Below are 20773 nucleotides of genomic sequence, written 5' to 3'. Positions count from 1 at the left end.
GGGACGCTCAACGCAAGGTGACCCACCCGCCCGGTCGCGTCTGTCTAAGCAACGGGACTCGCCCATCGCAAGCCGACCACCCACCCGGTCGCGGAACGGAACAGGCCTCTCAGCCCCCAACCCCAGCCCGATCACTGAACCGAGGCGTAGGAGAAACCCCAACCACAGGCGGCTCAGCGAACTGGGTGTTGTAAAGATCCGCATACCGCCCCTCAGCCGACATCAACTCGGTGTGCGTCCCCCGCTCAACGATCTCCCCGTGCTCCAGCACCAAAATCTGATCAGCAGCACGAATAGTCGACAACCGGTGCGCGATCACCAACGAAGTCCGCCCAGCCAACGCCTCGGTCAACGCCTCCTGCACAGCAGCCTCAGACTCAGAATCCAAATGAGCAGTGGCCTCATCCAAAATCACCACCCGAGGCTTGGCCAACAGCAGACGAGCAATCGTCAACCGCTGCCTCTCCCCACCAGACAGCCGATACCCACGCTCCCCGACCACGGTGTCCAACTGGTCAGGCAACGAAGCCACGAGCTCAAGCAACCGAGCCCGCCGCAACGAGTCCCACAGTTCGTCATCCGACGCATCGGGCGCCGCGTACTCCAGGTTCGCCCGGATCGTGTCGTGGAACAGATGCCCGTCCTGCGTGACCACACCGACAGTAGAACGCAGCGACTCGAACGTCAGATCCCGGACATCCACATCGGACAGTCGAACAGAACCCGAGTCGACGTCGTACAACCGAGGCACCAACGAGGCTAGCGTCGACTTCCCGGCCCCGGACGACCCGACGAGTGCGACGAGCTGCCCGGCCTCAGCCTTGAAACTGATGCCGTGCAACACCTCTTCCCCACCGCGAGTGTCCAAAGTGGCCACAGACTCGAGCGAAGCCAGCGACACCTTGTCCGCGGACGGGTATGCGAAGCGGACATCGTCGAACTCGACCGACACGGCCCCACCAGGCAGCCCTCGCGCGTCGGCGCGCTCCTGAATCATCGGCTTGAGGTCCAGAATCTCGAACACCCGCTCGAACGACACCAGCGCCGTCATCACATCCACGCGAGCGTTCGCCAGAGCAGTCAACGGCGCATACAACCGGGTCAACAGCAACGCCAGCGAAACCACGGTGCCCGCGGCCAGATGCCCGGTCAGCGCCAGATACCCGCCCAGCCCGTACACCAACGCCTGGGCCAGCGCAGACACCAGCGTCAGCCCGGTCATGAACCACCGAGTGGCCATCGCGGTCCGGATGCCGATGTCCCGGACCTTCGCGGCCTTGTCCGAGAACTCGGCCTCCTCACGCTCCGGCCGCCCGAAGAGCTTCACCAGCGTCGCCCCTGGCGCCGAGAACCTCTCAGTCGACTGCGTGACCATCGAGGCGTTCAACGTGGAGGCCTCGCGCTGCATGTCCGCCATCCGCCGCCCCATCCGCTTGGCGGGCAGCACGAACACGGGCAGCAGCACCAGCGCCAACGCCGTGACCTGCCAGGACAGCGTGAACATGACGCCCAGCGACAGCGCCAGCTGGATGATGTTCGTGACGAACCCGGACAGCGTGGACGTGAACGCCCGCTGAGCCCCGATCACATCGTTGTTCAGCCGGGAGACCAGCGCACCGGTACGAGTCCGGGTGAAGAACGCGACCGGCATCTTCTGCACGTGCCCGAACACCGCACGCCGCAGGTCGTAGATCAGCCCCTCACCGATGCGGGTCGACTGCCACCGCTCGACGACACCCAGCCCGGCGTCCACGACGGCCACCAGCGCGATGATCACCGCCAGCCACACCACGACCGAGGGCGCGGAGCCTCCCACGATCGCGTCGACCACCCGGCCGGCCAGCAGCGGAGTGGTCACCGCGAGAACTGACGAGATCACCGTCAGCAGCAGGAAGAAGAGGAGCTTCGCCCGATGCGGCCCGGCGAAGGCCAGCACGCGTCGGAAGGTGCCGCGGCGCACCTTGGCAGGCGCGTCCGAGGTCACCCCCATCATGAATCGCCAGGAGCTGTAACCGTCCACGCCCTATAGAACAGCACATGGGTCTGACAATTCCTTGACCTGGGAGAATTCAGCCCTGGGCGGACAGCGCGGCCAGCGCGTTGATGCGGCGCAGCTGAGCGGCGCGCTCCACCGCGAGCTGCGAATCCAGCGAGGGTCCGGCAGCCGCCGACGCGATCAGGGCCAGCGTCTCGGAGACCGCACCGGCCAGCGGCTTCGTCACCGCGGCCACCAGCGACTCGACGGCGGCGTCCAGGTCGGCCAGGGGCACGACGGAGTTCGCGAGGCCCATCTGCAACGCCTCCGCAGCCGGAACCCGGCGAGAGGTCACGCAGATCTCGGCCGCGCGCGAGTACCCCACGAGTCGCACGAGAGGCAGCGTCCCGCCGAGATCGGGCACCAGACCCAGCCCGGTCTCGGCCATGCAGAACTGCGCGTCCTCGGCGAGCACGCGGAAGTCGCACGCCAGCGCCAACTGGAAGCCCGCGCCGATGGCATGCCCGTGCACCGCGGCGATCGTCACGCGCGCCGGGTCGCTCAACCAGGTGAACCCGGCCTGGTACGAGGCAATGCGAGCGTCCGCCTCCTCGGGAGACAACGCGAGCATCCCCGGCAGGCCACCGGGTTCACCGTCGACGGGCTCACCGGTGAACATGCGCCGGTCCAGACCCGCCGAGAAGGCGCGACCGGAACCCCGGACGACCACGACGCGGACGTCCGGGTCCAGCTGATCACCGATGTGCCGCAACGCCGCCCAGGTTGCGGGCGTCTGTGCGTTGAGCACGTCGGGACGATCGAGCGTGATGGTGGCGAGCGGCCCGGCAAGAGCAAGCCGAACACCACCGCGCTCGAGCACGCCAGCGTCGATAGCGGGCACTGGCATGGTGATTACCTCCGGCGGACTAGAAGCTAGTTACCGGAGAGTAGCAGTCTGAGTTGAGGCTACTTCTTCTTCGTCCGGGTGGCGCCACCGCGACCGCGCAGCGTGACGCCGGATTCCGACAGAACCCGGTGCACGAAGCCGTAGGAACGCCCGGTGCTTTCAGCCAAAGCCCGGATGCTCGCGCCCTTTTCGTACTTCTTCTTCAGGTCAGCGGCCAGCTTGTCCCGCGTGGCGCCGGTGATCCGGGCACCCTTCTTCAGGTCAGCCACCTTGTCCCGCCTTCCGTACGAGCAGGTCGGGCCGTTCTACGGCCCCTGTCGTCGCAATGATCGAACAGGAACCGGCAGAACGCCAGGTGATCAAGCAAAGAGATCGCCGAACGGTCGATTCGATCACACTCAGTTGATCACAGTGCGCGTACGGTAATCCTTTGAGGGGTGGAGATCACGCGAGCTGCACGAGCTCGAGGTAGTCCTCCGACCAATGATCCTCGGTGCCGTCGGGCAGCAGGATCACGCGCTCGGGCTCCAGCGCCTCGACCGCACCGGGGTCGTGCGTCACGAGGACGACCGCGCCCTCGTACCGCCGCAACGCGTCGAGAACCTGCTCGCGCGAGGCCGGGTCGAGGTTGTTGGTCGGCTCGTCGAGCAGCAGCACGTTCGCGGCCGACGACACCAGACCGGCCAGCGCCAGTCGCGTCTTCTCGCCACCGGACAACGTGCCGGCGGGCTGGTCGAGCTGCTCGCCGGTGAACAGGAACGTGCCGAGCAACGACCGCAGCCGCTGCTCCTGCTCATCGGGCGCCATGTGCCGGATGTTCTCCCACACCGACGCGTTGTGGTCGAGCGTCTCGTGCTCCTGCGCGAAGTAGCCGATCTTCAGGCCGTGCCCTGGCACGATCTTGCCCGCGTCCATCTTCTCGCTGCCGCCCAGCAACCGCAGCAACGTCGTCTTGCCGGCACCGTTGAAGCCGAGCACGACGACGCGGGAACCCTTGTCGATGGCCAGATCCACGCCGGTGAAGATCTCCAGCGAGCCGTAGGACTTGCTCAGACCCTCTGCCATCAAAGGAGTCTTGCCGCACGACGCGGGCGCCGGGAAGCTGATCTTCGCGACCTTGTCGCTCTGGCGCACCTCGTCGAGACCGTCGAGCAGCTTCTGGGCGCGCTTCGCCATGTTCTGCGCCGCAACGGCCTTCGTGGCCTTCGCGCCCATCTTGGCGGCCTGCGTCATCAACGCGCCGGCCTTCTTCTCGGCGTTGGCGCGCTCACGGCGACGGCGCTTCTCGTCCGTCGCACGGGCTTCGAGGTACTTCTTCCAGCCGAGGTTGTAGATGTCGACCTCGCCGCGAATGGCGTCGAGGAACCACACCTTGTTCACGACGTCGTCGAGCAGCTCCACGTCGTGCGAGATCACGACGAGACCGCCGTCGTGCGACTTGAGGAAGCCGCGCAGCCACGTGATCGAGTCGGCGTCGAGGTGGTTCGTGGGCTCGTCGATCAGCAGGATCGTGCTCGACTTCGCGCCGATGCCGGCCTCGGACGCGGCGAACAGGATCCGCGCCAGCTCCACGCGACGGCGCTGACCACCCGACAGCGTCTTGAGCTGCTGCTCCAGCACGCGGTCCGGCAGGCCGAGGTTCGAGCAGATGCGGGCGGCCTCGGACTCGGCGGCGTACCCGCCGAGCGCCGCGAAGCGCTCCTCGAGCTTGCCGTACTTGGTGACGGCGACCTCGAGCTCGTCCGGGTCGACCAGCTCGGCCATCTTCGACTGGGCCTTCTCCATGTCGCGGAGCAGCTGGTCGAGGCCCCGCGCGGACAGCACGCGGTCCTTGGCGATGACCGACAGGTCGCCCTCGCGCGGGTCCTGCGGCAGGTAGCCGAGCTCGCCCTTGCGCGTGATGGCGCCACCGTAGGGCTGGCCCTCACCGGCGAGAACGCGCAGCGAGGTGGTCTTGCCGGCACCGTTGCGGCCCACGAGGCCGATGCGGTCGCCGGGCTGAACGCGCAGGTTGGCGCCACTCACGAGAATGCGTGAGCCCGCGCGCAACTCCATGTCAGTTGCGGTGATCAAGAGAAACTCCGAGCAGATGTTGTTCCGGGCATGACAAAGGGCGGCACGTCCGGGTCGGCCTACTCCAGGAGGATCACGGGAGCCAGTCTACGGGGTCGCGACCATCGAATTTCCCACCTGTGGCCAGACGCATAGATTGCCGGCCATGAGCGAAGACTTCTCCGGCAAGACGGCGCTGGTCACCGGCGCGTCCCGCGGCATCGGCCTCGGCATCGCGCGCGAGCTGCTCTCCCGCGGCGCCGCCGTCACCATCACCGGCCGCAAGGCCGACCAGCTCGCCGAGGCGGCGAAGGAGCTCGGCGGCAAGGTGCTCACGGTCCAGGGCAACGCGGGCGACGACGCCTCCCGCGAGGAGGTCGTGGCGCGCACGGTCGAGGAGTTCGGCAGCCTCGACGTCCTGGTCAACAACACCGGTATCAACCCGCAGTTCGGGTTCCTGATGGACGCCGACCTCAACGCGGTCCGGAAGATCTTCGACGTCAACGTGGTGGCGGCACTCGGTTTCACGCAGCTCGCGTGGAAAGCCTGGATGGCCGAGCACGGCGGCTCGGTCGTGAACATCGCGTCGATCGGCGGCATCCGGTCCACGGGCGTGATCGCCGCGTACGGGGCCTCCAAGGCGGCGCTGATCCGCCTCACCGAGGAACTGGCGTGGCAGCTCGGCCCGAAGGTGCGCGTGAACGCCGTCGCACCCGGCGTGGTGAAGACGAAGTTCGCCGAGGCGCTCTACGTCGGCCGCGAGGAGCAGGCCGTTCAGCAGTACCCGACGAAACGGCTCGGCACGCCGGAGGACGTCGCCTCGCTCGTGGCCTTCCTGTGCTCGGACGGCGCTTCGTGGATCACCGGCGAGACCGTGCGCGTCGACGGGGGCCTGCTCGCCACCGGCACCGCGGGCTGAACACGAACAGCACGCTCAGGCAGGGGTCCCCTCCAGGGGGTCCCCTGCTTTCATTCTCTCAGGCACCACCGACAATTTCCGGCACACCGAGCACGTCCAGGAACGCCGCGGCCGCCGGCGTCAGCCCGGCCGTGCTCCACACCAGGTGCTCCACCCGTGACGGCCCGTCCACGATCGGCACCGTCACCACCCCGCTGAGCCGGGGCGTGTACCGCGACGGCAGCACCGCCACGCCAAGGCCCTCGCGGAGCAGTCCGGCCATCAGCTCGGCGGTCGTCACCTCGAACGCGACCTCGCGGTGCAGTCCGGCCGCGGCGAACGCCTGATCGGACTGCATGCGTCCAGGCGACCCGGCCGGGAAGTCGACGAACAACTCGTGAGCCAGTGTCTGCAGATCGGTTTCCGGTTTCCCCGCAAGGGGATGCGCCGGCGCCACCACGGCGACGTGATCGTCACGCCCCAGCTCGTGCCCGCGCACGCCCTCGGGCGCAGCACCGAGCGGCAGCCCGAGGAACGCGAGATCAACGGCACCCGACCGAACCTGTGCGACGAGCTCGTGGCTGGGCGCCATCCCCAACGCGACCCGAACCTGCGGATACCTCTCGCGGAACACCTTCAGCGCGGCGGGCAGGTCCACGGCGGCAACGGTCGGGATCACCCCGACCACGACCCGTCCACGCACCTCCCCCACCGCCGCGGCGACCTCGGCCGCCGCTCGTTCCGCCGCGGCGAGGCACTGGCGGGCCGACGGCAGGAACGCCGCACCCGCCGGGGTCAGCCGGACGCTGCGGCTCGTGCGATCGAACAGCCGGGCGCCCAACGAGCGTTCGAGACGCGCGATCTGGTGGCTCAACGCCGACTGCACCACGAGACAGCGCCGAGCCGCACGAGTGAAGCTGCCGGTCTCGGCGACCGCCACGACGTACCGCAGCTGCTGGAGCTCCATCGATCTATCTTGAATCACGATGGATCGGATGAAAAGCATGTGTTGGACTCATCGATCCACGCGTCGAACACTGGATGACGTGAGAAACCACTTCCGCACCGCGCTCGCCGCCTTCGCGCCGGTCGTCTGGGGCTCGACGTACGTCGTCACGACCGAGCTGCTGCCCGCCGGCCACCCGCTGTTCGCCGGCTTGCTCCGCTCGCTGCCCGCCGGCCTGATCGCGCTGGCCATCACCCGCACCCCGCCGCACGGAAGATGGTGGGCCAGAGCAGCCGTCCTCGGTGTGCTCAACATCGGCCTGTTCTTCCCGTTCCTGTTCATCGCGGCCGAACGGCTGCCCGGCGGCGTCGCGGCCACTCTCGGCGCCGCACAGCCACTCGTCGTGGCGGCGCTGGCCGTGGGCGTGCTGAAGGAGAGCCCCTCGGCGTGGCGGTTCGCGTGGGGCGTGATCGGCCTGATCGGCGTCGGACTGGTGGTCCTCGGCCCGGCAGCAGGGTTCGACGGGATCGGCGTCCTGGCCGGGCTCGGCGGCGCCGCGACGATGGCGCTCGGCGTGACGCTGACGAAGAAGTGGGGCAGGCCTGCCGAGGCGAGCCCGACGACGTTCGCGGCCTGGCAGCTGACCGCGGGCGGGCTGTTCCTGGTGCCGGTGACGTTCCTGTTCGAGGGCGCACCACCGGCGATCGACCTCCCGGCCGCGCTCGGTTACCTGTGGCTCGGCGGCGTCGGCGGCCTGCTCGCCTACGTGCTGTGGTTCCGCGCGATCACGACCCTGCCGGTCACGTCGGTGTCGATGCTCGGCCTGCTCTCGCCGATGGTCGCCGCCGTGCTCGGTGTCGTGGTGCTCGGCCAGACGCTGAACCCGGTGCAGCTCCTCGGTTTCGCGCTCGCACTCATAGCGATCGTCGCCAGCCAGCGCCCGGCACCCGCGCTCGCCAAGGCGGCGCTGCGATGAAGCTCGCGATCGTCGGCGCCGCCGGCATGGTCGGGTCGCGCGTGGTGGCGGAAGCCCTGCGCCGCGAACACGACGTGACAGCGGTGTTCCGCAACCAACTGCCCGAGATTCCAGGAGTGCGTGCCGTGCGCGGTGATGCGACCGACCGCGGCCTGATGGACGACCTGCTGTCCGGAGTGGACGGTGTGGTCGCCGCCACCCGGCCGCGACCGGGCGAGGAGGAAGCCGCCGGTCCGGCGACCAAGGCGTTGCTGGACTCCGCACACGCCACGCGCACCAGGATCCTCGTCGTGGGCGGCGCCGGGCCGCTGCGTTCGCCGAACGGTGGTCTCGTCATCGACGACGACCGTTATGTGCCACCGCACATCCGCCCCATCGCCTCCGCCAGCGTGCAGCAGCTCGAGGTGTGCCGGGCGCACCCGGCGGACTGGGTCTACCTCAGCCCGCCCGCGCTGCTCGAACCCGGCGAACGCACCGGCACCTACCGGCGTGGCCACGACGTGCTGCTCACCGGCCCGTCCATGATCTCGGCGGAGGACCTGGCCGTGGCGGTGCTCGACGAGCTCGCGGAACCGGGCACCGACCGGCACTTCACGGTCGCGCGCTGAGATCCAGGCTCAGCACGACCTCGCCGTCCCCGTCGATCTCGCCCGTCGGCACGAAGCCGTAGCGGCGGTAGAACGGCTCGGGGCACCCCTCACCCGGCACGTAGCTGGTGATCAGCTCGGTCGCCCCGTCCGCTCGGATCAGCCGCACGACCTCGTCGAGGATCGCCGTGCCGTAACCGCGGCCCTGCTGCTTCGCGTCGACGAGCAGCCGCCACAGGAAGTACGGCCCGCGCATCTCCGGCCCGGGCACCAGGTTCCAGCTCACCATCACGAACCCGACCGGCACGTCACCGTCGTAGACCGCGCGGAACCAGGGTTTCGCCTCTGGATTTTCCGAAGCGTGCCGGAAGGATGTCTCGACGGACGCGACGAAACGCTCCTGCGCGGGGTGCACACGCACGGCGATCACCGCGTCGCGGTTCTCCCGGGTGACCTCGACGAGCCGGATCTGAGCAGTCATGCCCCGGGATTCTGCCGCTCAGCGGGACGTCGGCGGCATCGACTCGACGTGGATGGACGACGAGGCCGGATTGATCGTCGTCGGCATGCCCGGCGTCGGCGGCGTGCTGGGCGAGGTCGTCGTCTGCATCGGCGGCGGCTTCCCCTGCTGGGTCGAGTTCGGCGGAGGCACCGTGGTCCGCGTCGACTCGCCCGTGCTCGACGGCGTCGTGGACAGCGCGGGCGAAGTCGGCAGCGGTGTCGACGTCGGCGTCGGCGACGTCGTGGAAGGCCCCGGCACCAGCGGTTCCGGCGGCGTCGCGGGCGGCAGCACGACGAGCGCCACGGCCACGACGCCCACGGTCGCGAGCGCGGTCCCGACCACGGCGACGGTGCGCCGGCGGGTCCGCACGGCCTGGCCGCGCTGGATGAGGTCGGCGGCCGTGACGGCACGCGGCGGCGCCTCTTCACCGTGCAGAGCGGAGAAAGTCGCCCGCAGGTCGTCTTCGCGAACCATCACACCTCCAGCCTCAACTGATCGAACTCAGGCCCCAGCTTGCGCCGCAACGTCTCCAGGCCCTTGCTGCTCTGCGACTTCACCGTGCCCGTCGAACAGCTCAGCGCGGCCGCCGTCTCCTCGACGCTGAGATCGTGCCAAAAGCGCAGCACGAGGACAGCGCGCTGCCGTGCGGGCACGGCGGTGAGCGCCTGCCACACCACGAGCCTGTCCTCCGCCCCTGCGGCGGAGGACAGGCCCTCTGGGGGTGCGTCAGTCAGCTTCTCCCTGCGCCAGCGCACTTTCCGGCGTTCGGCGAGGAACGTCCGGACGATGATCTGGCGCAGGTACGGTTCGAGCCCCGACCGGTCGCTGAGCTTCGGACCGGCCAGGTAGAGCTTCAAGAACGCCGACTGCATCACGTCCTCTGCCTCGTGCCAGTTGCCGCACAACAAGTACGCCGTGAAGCGCATCGAGTCGGCGCACCGGTCGAAGCAGTCGGTGAACTCGGCCTCCCAGTTCAGCGGTGACTCCTCACCGAGCCGGGGTCGTCGAGACCGGCGGCTGCGTTGGCATCGGCGGAGTCGTCGAGATCGTCGACTGCGTCGGCATCGGCGGAGTGGTCAGGATCGTCGACTGCGTCGGCATCGGCGGGGTCGACGTGCTCGGAGGCGACCACGTGGTCGGCGGGTAGCTCGTCGGTTCCCCCGGCGAGGTGGTCACCGTGGACGAAGGGGCTCCCGGCGAGGTCGTCACCGTCGACGACGGGGCTCCCGGCGAAGTCGTGACAGTGGTCGACGGAGGTTGCGGAGCCGACGTCGTGGGCTGCGCGGGGTTGCCTCCGCCGCTCAGCGCCAGCGCGGGCACCGCGATGCCGATGGCCCCCAGGGCCACGGCTCCCGCCACGATCACCATTCGTTTGCGCACTTGCGACTCCAGCAGGTCAGTGGCGCCAGGATCAGGCACCCTCACCCGTATCCATGCGGTCGGCCCCCGGTCCGGTTGCCCGTGTGTCCTGGATCACGATCTCGACGCAACGAGCCCGTTCGGCGGCCTCGTCGAGAATCGCGCGCCGCGGTTCGGGGACGTCCAGCACCCGTTCCTCGGCCTTGCTGAAGACGTCTCGCAGCCTGCGGTCGTTGCGCAGGACGTCCAACGCCTGCCAGTCGCCGCCCAGCACGACGCTGTCCAGCTGGGCGAGTCTCGGCACCAGCACCCGGAACACGTCGTCCGCGGCGGCCTGCAACGCGACGCGGGCCTGACCCTCGCGGCGCCGGGCGAACCGCTGCTGCGACCACCCGCCGGCCCTGATGCGACCGTGCACCTGCTTGCGGTCCGTGGCCGACACCTCGACCTTGCCGCCGTTCGCCACCCCGACGCTGTGTCCGCCGAGCCGCACGAGGACCAGGCCGATCCGGCGCGGAGTGGTCAGATTTTCAATCACCTCTTCTACAGAGGTGCCGCCGCGCGTTTTGAACGTGGCTGTCGCGCCGTCCGCGGCGGTGATGCGCACGTGGTCGTCGATGCGGGTCTGGACGGCGCCGTGCCGCTCCGCGAACCTGGCGATCCAGCCCTCGACGCGTTCCGGTTCGACCTCGACGGCCCGCCCACCGGGAACCGGCCGCACCCGGCTCACCTGACCGCCACCCACACGGGCACGCGGTAGCCGCTCTCGTGCGGCGAAAGTCGTTGAACGCTCATGAACCCGGCGGCGTTCAGGGCCTGCTCCATCTCGGCGGCCGGGAGGACCCTGTGCCGCGTGGAGGCCGTCGCCGCGATTTCCCACCCCGAGGTACCCCTCAGCAGCGTTACGACCTCCAGGCCGTACGACAGGCCGTCAGGAGCCCAGTCCCAGAGCTGCACCGTGACCCGGTCGCCATTCACCTTGGGCGGAGGGGCAGTCGGTCTGAGCGCGCCGAGCCGGTCCAGCTCGGGCACGGCGGCCACCAGAACCCCACCAGGTCTCAACGACGCGTGGGCGAGCATCAGGATGTTGGCGAGGGACTCCTCGTGCGCGAGCCTGGGCAGCAGGTCGTCCGTGGCCCGCACCGCGTCCACCTGGACGCCGGGAACAACGTCGAGCAGGTCGACGACCGCGTGCGGACCGGGTCCGAGCACCGCGCCGGCCACGGAGGTCAGCACGTCGAGGTCGTTCACCGTGCACACACTAGAGCCATCTCATTACGAGGCGTGCAGGGCACAGAGATGTTACTGATCGGTTCGGAACGCTTGACAGATGGGTCTCGAAAGCGTGAACTCATCAACCGTATGGATTAACCATTGACTCCATCCGGCTCCGACCAGCGATGTTCACGGACGGGTAGGGTCACTGGGGCGTGATCTTATGACAGCGGGGAGTCACCATGACGACTGCTGCCGGTCGACCAACACTGACCGTTGACGACAGTGACTCAACGGGCCACGGCAGCCTTACGCAACTCTTGACCACGGGACCGTTCCCGGAAGCGTTGAGGGCTGCGATCAAGGCGAGCCGACTCAGCCTCGACCGCATTCAGCACCGGTTGGCACTGCGCGGCGTGACGATCAGCGTCGCGACGCTCAGCTACTGGCAGTCAGGACGGCGAAGGCCTGAACGCCCTGAATCGCTGGAGGCGCTGCGGCACCTCGAGTCGGTCCTGGGCGTGCCTCAGTCAGGTCTTTCGGCGCTGCTCGGTCCACCTCGTCCGCGAGGCCGCCGATGCCGCCCGACGACGATGATGCCGATCGACGCCCTCTGGGCGCGTCGTGAGCGGGTCGCGAACCTGCTCTCGAAGGTCGACACGTCATCCGACCTGAAGCTCGGCAGGATCAGTCAGCACGACCGCATCGAGATCTCTGCCGACGGCGGGCAGAAATCCGTGTGGGTGCGCCAGATCCTCCGTGCAGAGCAAGACGGCCCTGACCGCTGGGCGCTCGTCTTCGAGACCGAGGAGAGCGACGTTCTCCCCGAGATCGTGAACGTGCGCAACTGCCACCTGGGCCGCATCGCCCGCGACCACGAAGCCAACATCATGGTCGCGGAGATGATGTTCGAACGTCCCCTGACGCGCGGCGAGACGCTCATCATGGAATACCAGCTGGTGTTCCCGGAGGGTCACGCGCCGAAGGGCAACAACACGTTCGCGCGCAAGTTCCGTCTTCCGGTCCGCGAGTACGTCATCGAGGTCCGGTTCGACGAGGCGAACCTGCCGTCGCGCGTGCAGCAGTACACGCGCGTGCAGCAGTACAGCGTCCCGGCCGGCGACGAAACCCCGTCGCGGCGCCGGAACCTGACCCTGGACTCGGGCGGCGGCGTGCACGCGGTGGCGCTCGGCTTCGGTCCAGGCGTGTTCGGCATCCGCTGGGAATGGCCGAACCGCTAGACGCAGGCTTCATCGAAAAGGGCCCCCGGCGTGCCGGGGGCCCTTTTCCTTGCTAGCTCATCAGATCCAGCCGGCGACGTGCAGCGTCACCGAGCGGATCGAGCCCTTGTCCGAGCCGACGACGTCCTGGACCTTGAACGTCCAGTTGCCGTCCGCGGGGTCGGCCAGCAGCGAGGACAACGTCCCCGTCGCGGGCTTCCAGGACCCGGTGAACGGCGCGTCCCCTGCCAGTGCGGACGAGAACGACCGCGTGGCCGAGTCGTCGAACACGGCCTGGCAGATGTTGTTCCCGCCCCCACCGGACCGCGAGAACAGCGTCACGGACTTGCCGGACGGCGACGTCAGCGTGCCGACCAGGTCACCGACGAAGGTGTGGTCGATGCCCACGGTCGTGGCGCCGTCCGCGGCCGAGCAGGTGGCGCCGTCGATCGAGAGCTTCAGGTTCGAAGCCCCACCGACCCCGGCAACCGGCACCGAGATCGACACACCGGTCTGATCGTTGTCCGGAATGGCGACCGGAGCCCCGGTGTAGGCGAACGACTTGAACTCGCGGGAAGGCTCACCGACCCGGTAGGTGAACGACTCCGCCGTGGGCGAGGTCGCCCCGGAGAAGGTCACCCGAGCGTCCAGCTTGACCGCGGACCCGAGAGCAGCCGAAGCCGGCACCGTCACCTTGTAGGTGTTGGAAACCGTCTGCCCGACGTCGATGTTGCCGTAGTACTTCGACCGCGGCGCAATGGTCACGCCAGGAGACGAAGTGGTCAGCACGACGGAAGTCGAAGCGGCAGAACCATCTCCGTTGTTCGTCACCGGCACGGTCACCGTGGAAGTGGTGCCCGGCTTGAGGTACTGGCTGCCGTCGGTGTCGTTGACGATCGTCGGGCGCCCGGCGCGGGCCAGCGCCTGCGGGGACGCACCCGTGTAGGCGAGAGCCTTGTCCGCCATCACGATGCCGGCACCGGTGCGGTTGTCCACGCCGGATTCGACGATGTCGATCGCCGTCGAGACCAGGGCCTCGCGGACATCGGCGGGCTTGAGCGTCGGGTTGCCGGACAGGATCAGACCGGCGATCGCGGCGGCGTTCGGAGCCGCGGCCGACGTGCCGAAGAACGGTGCGAAGCCCGGCACCGACGTGGTGACACCGTCAGCCGCGGTGATGTCCGGCTTCTGCCGGGTCTCGGCCAAAGGCGTGCCGTCGGGCGCGAAGAACGTCTTGCGCGGACCGTCGGAGGTGAAGCGCTCCGGCTTCTGCGCGCTGTTGTACGCCTCCGGGAACGGGCCCTTCGGGTTGGCCGGGTCGCCGGGCTCGAGGTCGAACGGCAGCGCCGCGGCGGCAGGAGCGGCCGCGACCGAGATCGCGCCCTTCGCCGCCGAGTGGCCGCGCGTCATGCCCGGCGTGACGAACTTCTTGAGCCCGTCGCTGGAGTCGGCGAAACGGCCGCCGAACAGCGACAGGTCGATGTACTTGTCGTCACCGCGGAACTTCACGACCGCGAGCCGCGTGCCGGTGGAGCTCGCCGGGGTGTTGAGGCGCTCGAACGGGTCCTGCGCGCCGTCCTGGTTGTTCTGGCTGAACGTGACGACGTTGCCCTGGGCGTTGACCAGGTAGAGGTCGTAGTCGTTGAACGACTGGCCGAGCGGGTCGGCCCACTGCAGCGTCACCGGGGTGTCACCGGAGAAGTTCGACAGCGGGTTGAACAGCTGCTTCGCGTTCGGGTCCGGGTTGAAGTCGTGCGCGGTGCCGGCGAACTTGCCCACGCCCACACCGGAGTCGACGAACTGGCCCTCCCAGTGGCCCGCCGTGCCGTCCGCGACGTTGCCCTGGTTGCCGGCGCTGGAGAAGAACAGCGCGCCGTCCGCGGCGACCGCGTCCACGGCGCGCGCGATGATGCCGTCCTGGAACGGCGACTCGTTGAAGTAGATGACGTCGTCGACGATCACGTCGCAGCCGAGCTGGAAGCGCAGCTTCTTGATGTTGTCGGCGAAGCTCGCGTCACCGTTGAACGCCGTCGCGAAGCCGAGCTCAGCGTTGGGCGCGATGTCGTGCAGGATCTCGAGCATCGCCGTGCCCTCGTCACCGGAACCCTGCTGGCCCGGAAGGACGTCGACGTTCGGCAGCTCACCGGATGCCTGCGACACCGCGAGCGAGCTGACACCGTCCGACAGCGCGCACAGCTTCACGCCGACACCGGTCACGTGGAACGAACCACGTGCCGCCTCGGCCGCGTGGGCCTTGTCGCTCTCGCTGACCTTGGCCGCCTGCACCGACATCTGCTTCTCGGCGAGCCGGCGCTCGATCTCGCGGGACTTGTCCTCCTTGGACGGAGCTTGCTTGCGGTTCTTGTTGTCCCGCTTGTTCTTCACGTCCTGCGTCATCGCGTCGCTACCCACCTCGACGCGCGTGACGTCCGAACGTCCGGCGATCTCGGCGAGCTTCGACAGCGGCACCTCAGCGCGCACGGTGCGGTTCTCTTCGGACACTGCCCGGATCTGTCCGCCCGCCGCGCGGACAGCGTTGACCAGGTCCTCGGAGTACTGCTTGGCGCGGATGTCCACGAGCGTGGTGGCCTTCGACGTCACGGCGACGCCGGTCTGCACCTGCGGAAGGGCACTCGTCCCGATCTGGGTGCGCTTGCGCGCCTCCACGACGAGCGTGCTGTCCACTTTGGACTCAGCTGGGGTGAGCGACTTCTTGATGCTCTGCAGCGCGGCGATTTGAGACGCCGTGCGGTCGGTGATGGTCTTGGCCGCCTTGACCGGATCGGCTTGAGCCGGCGTGACAGCGGTGAGTGCGGCCAGAAGTACTGCGGTACCTGCGGTGACTAACGTCGTGCCTCTTCGAGATCGGCGCACTGGGCTTCTCCCCCGAGCGTTGGCGTGCCCCCGAGCACGCGGCCTACGACCGGAATTCCCCGGTCGAGGCGCCAACGTATGGTGCTTGCCTGATCACAGTCAGCATCCGATTGGGCTACTTCTCACTTAGCAGACACAATCACACTTCACAGAACAAATGCGTCAGTCCACAACTGACCGGTTCGGCCGGAAAGGGCTTCCAGCAGCGCCGCGGCCTGGTTGTCGGTCAGCGAGGCGACGAAGTCGACCACGGCCCGCCCGCGCGCAAGCCGTTTGACCACATCGGGCCCGGCGGGCAGCTCACCGGCAGGACCGACCAATGTGGACGGCTCCGTCCGGGCGAGCGCCGCGTACTCCGTTTCGGCCAGCTCCACGAGGTCGTGCAGCCTGCGCGGCAACCGATCCGCCTCGGTCCGGTCCGTCACCCACTGCTCCAGCGCGTCCACCAGCGACGTCAGCAACCGCGCCTGCCCCCGTTGGTGCAGAGCCAGATCCGGCCGCAGCAACACGAACCGCCGGTGCACGAACTTCAGCACCTGCACCTCGTGCCACTGCTGCACGGCCAGCACGACGTGCCCGGACCGCGGCGTCGGCTCCTCCAGCACCCCGACCGCGTCCACCAGACGCCGCGTCCACCGCGCGCTGAACCCCGCGACCGCCTGCTCCGCCTCGACCGACCCGTCGAACGGCACCGCGAGCAGCCCGTCCACGAGCTCCTTGCCGACCTTGCGCACCGCCAGCGCGAACGCCTCGTCGCTCATCACCCACGAGTCCTTGAGGTGCATGCGCCTGCGGAGCGTTTCCAGCGACCGCCCCGGCATCCGGATCTCGTGGGCGAGCTCGTCGTCGCTCAGCCCGGCGAGATCCAGTGCCTGCGCCTGCCAGGTCCCCAGTTCCGCCGACACCGTCGCGTGCTGCAACACCCCGACCCGGTGGAAGTCCTCCAGATCGTGGATCGCGTAGGCGATGTCGTCCGCGGTGTCCATGACACTCGCCTCGACGGTCTGCTGCCACGCCTCGACCCGCCCGTCGAACGGCTCCCGCGCCTGCCTCAGGTCGTTGATCTCGGTGACATACGCCGAGAACTTCGAGCTACCGGTCCCCGGCATGTCCTCCGGCTCCGACGCACCACGCGGCGCGACCTCCATGCCGAGCGGCTGGTGCCGGGTCCACGGGTACTTCAACATCGCCGCCCGCACCGCCACGGTCAGATCCAGCCCGAGCGCCTTGGGCCCCCGCACGTCCGTGGTCGTCACGATCCGGAACGACTGCGCGTTCCCCTCGAACCCGTCCGGCAGCCCGAACCGGTGCCTCGCCAACCGATCCAGCACCTGCTCGCCGAGGTGCCCGAACGGAGGGTGCCCCAGGTCGTGCGCCAGCGCCGCCGCCTCCACCACGTCGGGGTCGCACCCGCCGAGCTTCTCCAGCAACGCGGTCAGCTCGGGCCGGCTCGTCAACCGCTCCGCGATGGCGCGCGCGGCCTGCGCCACCTTGAGGCTGTGGGTGAGCCGGTTGTGCACGAGCAGCCCGGACCCCGTCGAGCTCACCACCTGCGTCACGCCACCGAGCCGCGCGAAGAACGGTGAGCTGGCCACCCGGTCGCGGTCGACGCGGAACGGGTTCGTGGCGAGGTCGGCCGTCCTGCCCACTCCGGCTGAGCGACGGGCTGCGCGGTGCTCGTTGTGCATGGCACAGAAGGTATACCGGCCCGATCGCCCGAACCCGCCGGCCGCGCGCAGAGCACCCGACGCGGGGGACGAATGGGTATACCGACTCCAGCCTTCCCCGTTGTTGGTGCTTGTGCCGCCGGCGAGCGCAACACCTCGTTCAACGGCGACTACCCCAGTCTCCAGAACTGGGCGAACGCGTCGCGGTACGGCATGCACTTCAACAACAACGACGCTGTCTGGGCGCTCCTCAACGCACGCGGCGGCAACACTGCCCAGGCACAGGCCCTGGCCGTCCTGAGGCTGGCGCAGTTCGTCTCGGAGACGGCGAGGTTCCGCGCCATCTCGGACTTCATGGTCACCGCCGCGACCGGTGGTGACCTGGTGCTCGACGACCGCATCGTCGATCTCCAGAACATGTGGGGCACGCTGAGCACCCGGTTCAACCGGGTGCGCAACCAGACCACCTCGGACACCAACCCGATCCACGTGTGGGGCCGCAACGAGAACGGCGGGATCTCCGAGTACGTCCTCTGGACCGCCGCCCTGTACGCGAACTACGTCCTGAACACCGCGAAGGGCTGACGAACCCGTCGACTGACCGCCCTCGCCGTGCCGTCACCAGGCAGAACACCTCCGGGTGGGTAGCCTGGACGCCACGGCGGGGGTGTTCGCAGGGGACGGTGACGGTGGTCGGTCAACGTGCGGGGTTCGGCCGGGGTTTCACGTTCGTCGGTCGCCGCCACGAACTGGGGCTGTTGCTCGACGCCATCCGTCATCCGCCTGCCGTGGTCGTCGTCGAGGGCGACGCCGGTATGGGCAAGTCCCGGCTGGTGCACGAGGCCACCGCATCCTTGAAGTCGAACGGTTGGCGCGTGGTGACCGGCTTCTGCCATCCGTTGCGCGAGCCTCTCCCGTACGGGCCGGTGGTCGACGCGCTCGGCAAGGCCGGTCCGTGGCTGGCCGGCACCGATCTCCCTCCGACCGCCGGCGCGCTGGCCCTGTTGCTCCCGGACCTCGCCGGTCTGCTGCCACCGGCACCGCCCGTGCCGGACGATCCGGGTGCGGCCCGCCATCAGCTGATCAGGGCCGTGCGTTCGGTGCTCGCCTCGCTCGGCCGGGTGGCCCTGGTCGTGGAGGACCTGCACTGGGTCGACGACGCCACCCGCGAACTGCTCCTGCTGCTCGCCCGTGACCTGCCGGAGCAGCTCTCCCTGGTGCTGACGAGCCGCACCGAGGATCTGCCGGACGGTGCCCCCGTGCTCGGTGCGGCCCTCCGTCCCACCGTGATCCGGCTGGCACCGCTGAGTGAGTGCGACGTGGCGAAGCTGGCCGGTGAAGCGCTCGGTGCCGGCGCCACTCCCGAACTGTGCGCGGTGCTGCACCGCCGCAGCGAGGGGTTGCCGCTGGTCGCCGAGGAGGACCTGCTGACGTTCCGCGACCAGGCTCGCCGCGATGCGCGCGAACTGGAACACGCCGACGTGCCGGAGGGCCTGCGCGCGGCGGTCACCGAGCGGCTGATCGGGTTGTCCCCTGCCGGGGCGGCGGTGGTCGACGCGGCGGCCGTGCTCGCCGTGCCCGCCTCCGAGGCGCTGCTCACCGAGATCGCCGGGCTGGAACCCGAGCAAGGAGCACAGGGCCTGATCGACGCCATGGGCGCCGCGGTGCTGCGGGAAACCGGCGTCGGGCGGTACGCCTTCCGGCACGTGCTGGCGCAGCAGGTCGCCCATCGCCACATCCCGGGACCCCGCCGGGCACGCCTGCACCAGCGCGCCATCGACGTGCTCCAGACGCACTCCCCCGCGCCCCTGGTGCAGATCGCGCACCACACCCTGGCGGCCGGTGATCACGAGGGCTGGCTGGTGTGCGCGGAGCAGGCCGCCGACCAGGCAGTGGCGCTGGGCGACACCGGCACGGCCGCCACGATGCTGCGCCAGATCCTGCACCAGCAGCAGGTTCCCACCGAGCCGCGCTCCCGAGCGGCACTGGCGCTCGCCAGGATCGCCAACTCCGGCGTCGACTACGCCGAAACCGCTCGAGTCCTCAAGGCCGTGCTCGCCGACCTCCGGCTGCCCGACGCGGTCCGCGGCGAGATCCGGCTGGGCCTCGGGCTGATCACGCTCAACCTCGCGGGCGACCCTGGTGGCTTCCACGAGCTCGAACGCGCGGTCGGCGAGTTGGCCGCCCTTCCGGACAAGGCTGCGCGCGCGATGATCGCCCTGGCGCTGCGGGACCAGGACGGTGCCGCCGCGCAGGCGTGGGAGTGGCTCGACCAGGCCGAACAGGCGGTGCGGGACAGCACGAACGACGGGGTTCGCGCGGCGGTCCAGGGCACTCGGCTCCTGCTGATGGCTCGCGAAGGCGATCCAGCGGTGTGGCCGCTGGCAGACCTGTTGCCACGCCGGGACGCCGGCCGCGCGGTGCTCGGCCAGACCTGTTACGCGCTCTACAACCTGAGCGAGACGGCCGCCCAGCTCGGCCACGACCGGCGGGCCCGCACGTATCTCCTGGAGACCCAGGAGACGTATCTCCTGGAGACCCAGGAGATGGCCGGGCGCGCGGACCACCGGACGTTCAAGTGCCTGACCAGCATCAGACTGCTGCGCCTCGACTGGCTGGCCGGCCGGTGGGCCGACCTCGAAGCGCAGTACGCCGCACTGGCACGTGCGTATCCCGATGTGCGGCTTGTCGACGTCGACCGCGCCATGTGCCTGGGCCACCTCGCCCTGGCACAGGGCCGGTTCTCCCGCGCCCTCGAACACTTCACCGCTGCCGCCGAGCTCGGTGGCAAGACGTGCGAGGCGGCCATGAGCATGACGACCGCCGCCGCGCTGACCGCGGCGATGCTCTGCCAGGGCGACCCGCGAGCTGCCTGGGCGATCGCCGCTCCCGCGGTCGCCACGTTGCGCGGGCTCGGCACCTGGGTGCGCACCACGGGTTTGGTGCCCGTCGCCGTCGAAGCCGCTCTGACGTGCGGACACCGCCTGGAAGCCGAGCGGCTCGTGGCAGATGCCGATCGAGGCGTGCGGGACAGGGACGCCCCGGCTGCCGCGGCCGAGCTCGACCTGGCCAGAGGACTGCTCCTGCGGGACGCCGCGACGGTCGGCGCCGCCGATCACTTCGCCGCGGCGCATCAGCGTTGGCTGGACATCGGCAGGCCTTACCACGCGGCGAAAGCCGCCGAACTCAGCGGAAACGTCGCCGAAGCTCTGCGCGTCTACGAGGAACTCGGCGCGACCGCGGACGCCGCACGCTGCCAGCGCCACCTGCGCTCGCTGGGGATCGGCGAGCGGCCAGGGCACCGGCGCAACGGCTACGGAACCGAGCTGTCGCCCCGTGAGCTGGAGGTCGCCGAACTCCTCGCGCGCGGCGCGACCAACTCCGACATCGCGCAGACCCTGTTCCTGTCCCCGCGCACGGTCGAGAAACATGTGGCCCGCGTGCTGACGAAGCTCGGCACCACGAGAAAAGACGTGCACACGGCGCTGCGCTGAAACAAATGGGCATGACAAAAGCCCCCGAGGGGAACGCTTGTGGCGCTCAACCCTCAGGGGCTTCTGTACGTAAGTTCGGCGGCGACCTACTCTCCCACACC

At 69.2% G+C, this 20773-nt stretch carries 19 protein-coding genes; 6 read left to right on the top strand and 13 right to left on the bottom strand.

The genetic code is table 11. The features are described 5' to 3' along the window. Positions 1 to 109 precede the first annotated feature (109 nt). The 4 genes from UK23_RS41985 to UK23_RS41970 all read right to left on the bottom strand — a co-directional run bounded on the left by UK23_RS41985 (position 110) and on the right by UK23_RS41970 (position 4955). A complete protein-coding gene (locus UK23_RS41985) occupies positions 110 to 1993 on the bottom strand; it encodes an ABC transporter ATP-binding protein (protein WP_156213775.1) in 1884 nt (627 codons plus the stop codon). Between the two features lie 76 nt (positions 1994 to 2069). Beyond that, positions 2070 to 2882: an enoyl-CoA hydratase/isomerase family protein gene (locus UK23_RS41980; protein WP_045317392.1), complete on the bottom strand. Its 813-nt coding sequence runs from the start codon at positions 2880 to 2882 to the stop codon at positions 2070 to 2072. A gap of 59 nt (positions 2883 to 2941) precedes the next feature. Then, positions 2942 to 3151, bottom strand: coding sequence for a helix-turn-helix domain-containing protein (locus UK23_RS41975; protein WP_030473247.1), 210 nt, complete (start codon positions 3149 to 3151; stop codon positions 2942 to 2944). Between the two features lie 175 nt (positions 3152 to 3326). After that, positions 3327 to 4955, bottom strand: coding sequence for an ABC-F family ATP-binding cassette domain-containing protein (locus UK23_RS41970; protein ID WP_045317391.1), 1629 nt, complete (start codon positions 4953 to 4955; stop codon positions 3327 to 3329). 145 nt (positions 4956 to 5100) lie between these two features. Here UK23_RS41970 and UK23_RS41965 point away from each other — a divergent pair, with 145 nt between their 5' ends. Continuing rightward, a complete protein-coding gene (locus tag UK23_RS41965; RefSeq protein ID WP_045317390.1) occupies positions 5101 to 5853 on the top strand; it encodes an SDR family oxidoreductase in 753 nt (250 codons plus the stop codon). Positions 5854 to 5911: 58 nt separating this feature from the next. Here the strand turns inward: UK23_RS41965 and UK23_RS41960 are convergent, their stop codons facing one another. After that, positions 5912 to 6799, bottom strand: a complete 888-nt coding sequence (locus UK23_RS41960) for a LysR family transcriptional regulator (RefSeq protein WP_045317389.1) — start codon at positions 6797 to 6799, stop codon at positions 5912 to 5914. A gap of 79 nt (positions 6800 to 6878) precedes the next feature. Between UK23_RS41960 and UK23_RS41955 the strand changes: the two genes are divergently transcribed. After that, a complete protein-coding gene (locus tag UK23_RS41955; protein WP_045317388.1) occupies positions 6879 to 7754 on the top strand; it encodes an EamA family transporter in 876 nt (291 codons plus the stop codon). Beyond that, positions 7751 to 8362: an NAD(P)-dependent oxidoreductase gene (locus UK23_RS41950; protein ID WP_045317387.1), complete on the top strand. Its 612-nt coding sequence runs from the start codon at positions 7751 to 7753 to the stop codon at positions 8360 to 8362. Before UK23_RS41955 ends, UK23_RS41950 begins: the two co-directional genes overlap by 4 nt. Here the strand turns inward: UK23_RS41950 and UK23_RS41945 are convergent. Genes UK23_RS41945 through UK23_RS41925 form a run of 6 tightly spaced genes read right to left on the bottom strand, consistent with a single transcriptional unit; the run spans position 8346 to position 11453 of the window. Then, the gene (locus tag UK23_RS41945; RefSeq protein WP_196778128.1) at positions 8346 to 8822 is read right to left on the bottom strand and encodes a GNAT family N-acetyltransferase; all 477 of its coding nucleotides are present in this window, start codon (positions 8820 to 8822) and stop codon (positions 8346 to 8348) included. The genes UK23_RS41950 and UK23_RS41945 overlap by 17 nt on opposite strands. An 18-nt stretch (positions 8823 to 8840) precedes the next feature. Then, entirely contained in the window at positions 8841 to 9317 is a 477-nt protein-coding gene (locus tag UK23_RS41940) for a hypothetical protein (protein WP_045317386.1), read from the bottom strand. Then, entirely contained in the window at positions 9317 to 9820 is a 504-nt protein-coding gene (locus UK23_RS41935; protein ID WP_045317385.1) for a SigE family RNA polymerase sigma factor, read from the bottom strand. The genes UK23_RS41940 and UK23_RS41935 overlap by 1 nt, the downstream gene beginning before the upstream one ends. Before the next feature lie 10 nt (positions 9821 to 9830). Beyond that, positions 9831 to 10223, bottom strand: a complete 393-nt coding sequence (locus UK23_RS52285) for a hypothetical protein (RefSeq protein WP_156213773.1) — start codon at positions 10221 to 10223, stop codon at positions 9831 to 9833. Between the two features lie 31 nt (positions 10224 to 10254). Then, a complete protein-coding gene (locus UK23_RS41930; RefSeq protein WP_045317395.1) occupies positions 10255 to 10932 on the bottom strand; it encodes an acVLRF1 family peptidyl-tRNA hydrolase in 678 nt (225 codons plus the stop codon). Further along, positions 10929 to 11453 (bottom strand): hypothetical protein, encoded by a 525-nt coding sequence (locus tag UK23_RS41925; protein WP_231114920.1) that lies wholly within the window; start codon positions 11451 to 11453, stop codon positions 10929 to 10931. The genes UK23_RS41930 and UK23_RS41925 overlap by 4 nt, the downstream gene beginning before the upstream one ends. Positions 11454 to 11737: 284 nt before the next feature. Between UK23_RS41925 and UK23_RS41920 the strand changes: the two genes are divergently transcribed. Continuing rightward, the gene (locus UK23_RS41920) at positions 11738 to 12658 is read left to right on the top strand and encodes a helix-turn-helix domain-containing protein (protein ID WP_231114919.1); all 921 of its coding nucleotides are present in this window, start codon (positions 11738 to 11740) and stop codon (positions 12656 to 12658) included. Between the two features lie 60 nt (positions 12659 to 12718). On the opposite strand, the gene UK23_RS41915 is transcribed toward UK23_RS41920, so the two are convergent. Further along, positions 12719 to 15511, bottom strand: coding sequence for a S8 family serine peptidase (locus UK23_RS41915; RefSeq protein WP_045317382.1), 2793 nt, complete (start codon positions 15509 to 15511; stop codon positions 12719 to 12721). Between the two features lie 146 nt (positions 15512 to 15657). Then, positions 15658 to 17199 carry a deoxyguanosinetriphosphate triphosphohydrolase family protein gene (locus UK23_RS41910; protein WP_045317381.1) on the bottom strand — a complete coding sequence of 514 codons (1542 nt, stop codon included), beginning with the start codon at positions 17197 to 17199 and terminating at the stop codon, positions 15658 to 15660. 72 nt (positions 17200 to 17271) lie between these two features. Here UK23_RS41910 and UK23_RS41905 point away from each other — a divergent pair, with 72 nt between their 5' ends. Both UK23_RS41905 and UK23_RS41900 read left to right on the top strand, forming a co-directional pair. Beyond that, a complete protein-coding gene (locus UK23_RS41905) occupies positions 17272 to 17763 on the top strand; it encodes a ribosome-inactivating family protein (protein WP_082115419.1) in 492 nt (163 codons plus the stop codon). A 104-nt stretch (positions 17764 to 17867) separates the two neighbouring features. Beyond that, complete coding sequence (locus tag UK23_RS41900) at positions 17868 to 20672, top strand: helix-turn-helix transcriptional regulator (protein ID WP_045317394.1); 2805 nt, start codon at positions 17868 to 17870, stop codon at positions 20670 to 20672. Positions 20673 to 20773 lie beyond the last annotated feature (101 nt).

The organism is Lentzea aerocolonigenes, from assembly GCF_000955955.1.
GTDB lineage: Bacteria > Actinomycetota > Actinomycetes > Mycobacteriales > Pseudonocardiaceae > Lentzea > Lentzea aerocolonigenes_A.
This window is presented reverse-complemented; position numbering and strand designations above follow the sequence as displayed.

Bases quoted from the DNA above. Each gene is read 5' to 3' on its own strand.
- UK23_RS41960 (WP_045317389.1), bottom strand. From the start codon at position 6,799: ATGGAGCTCCAGCAGCTGCGGTACGTCGTGGCGGTCGCCGAGACCGGC.
- UK23_RS41940 (WP_045317386.1), bottom strand. From the start codon at position 9,317: ATGGTTCGCGAAGACGACCTGCGGGCGACTTTCTCCGCTCTGCACGGT.
- UK23_RS41945 (WP_196778128.1), bottom strand. From the start codon at position 8,822: ATGACTGCTCAGATCCGGCTCGTCGAGGTCACCCGGGAGAACCGCGAC.
- UK23_RS41950 (WP_045317387.1), top strand. From the start codon at position 7,751: ATGAAGCTCGCGATCGTCGGCGCCGCCGGCATGGTCGGGTCGCGCGTG.
- UK23_RS41905 (WP_082115419.1), top strand. From the start codon at position 17,272: ATGGGTATACCGACTCCAGCCTTCCCCGTTGTTGGTGCTTGTGCCGCC.
- UK23_RS41910 (WP_045317381.1), bottom strand. From the start codon at position 17,199: ATGCACAACGAGCACCGCGCAGCCCGTCGCTCAGCCGGAGTGGGCAGG.
- UK23_RS41980 (WP_045317392.1), bottom strand. From the start codon at position 2,882: ATGCCAGTGCCCGCTATCGACGCTGGCGTGCTCGAGCGCGGTGGTGTT.
- UK23_RS41965 (WP_045317390.1), top strand. From the start codon at position 5,101: ATGAGCGAAGACTTCTCCGGCAAGACGGCGCTGGTCACCGGCGCGTCC.
- UK23_RS41985 (WP_156213775.1), bottom strand. From the start codon at position 1,993: ATGATGGGGGTGACCTCGGACGCGCCTGCCAAGGTGCGCCGCGGCACC.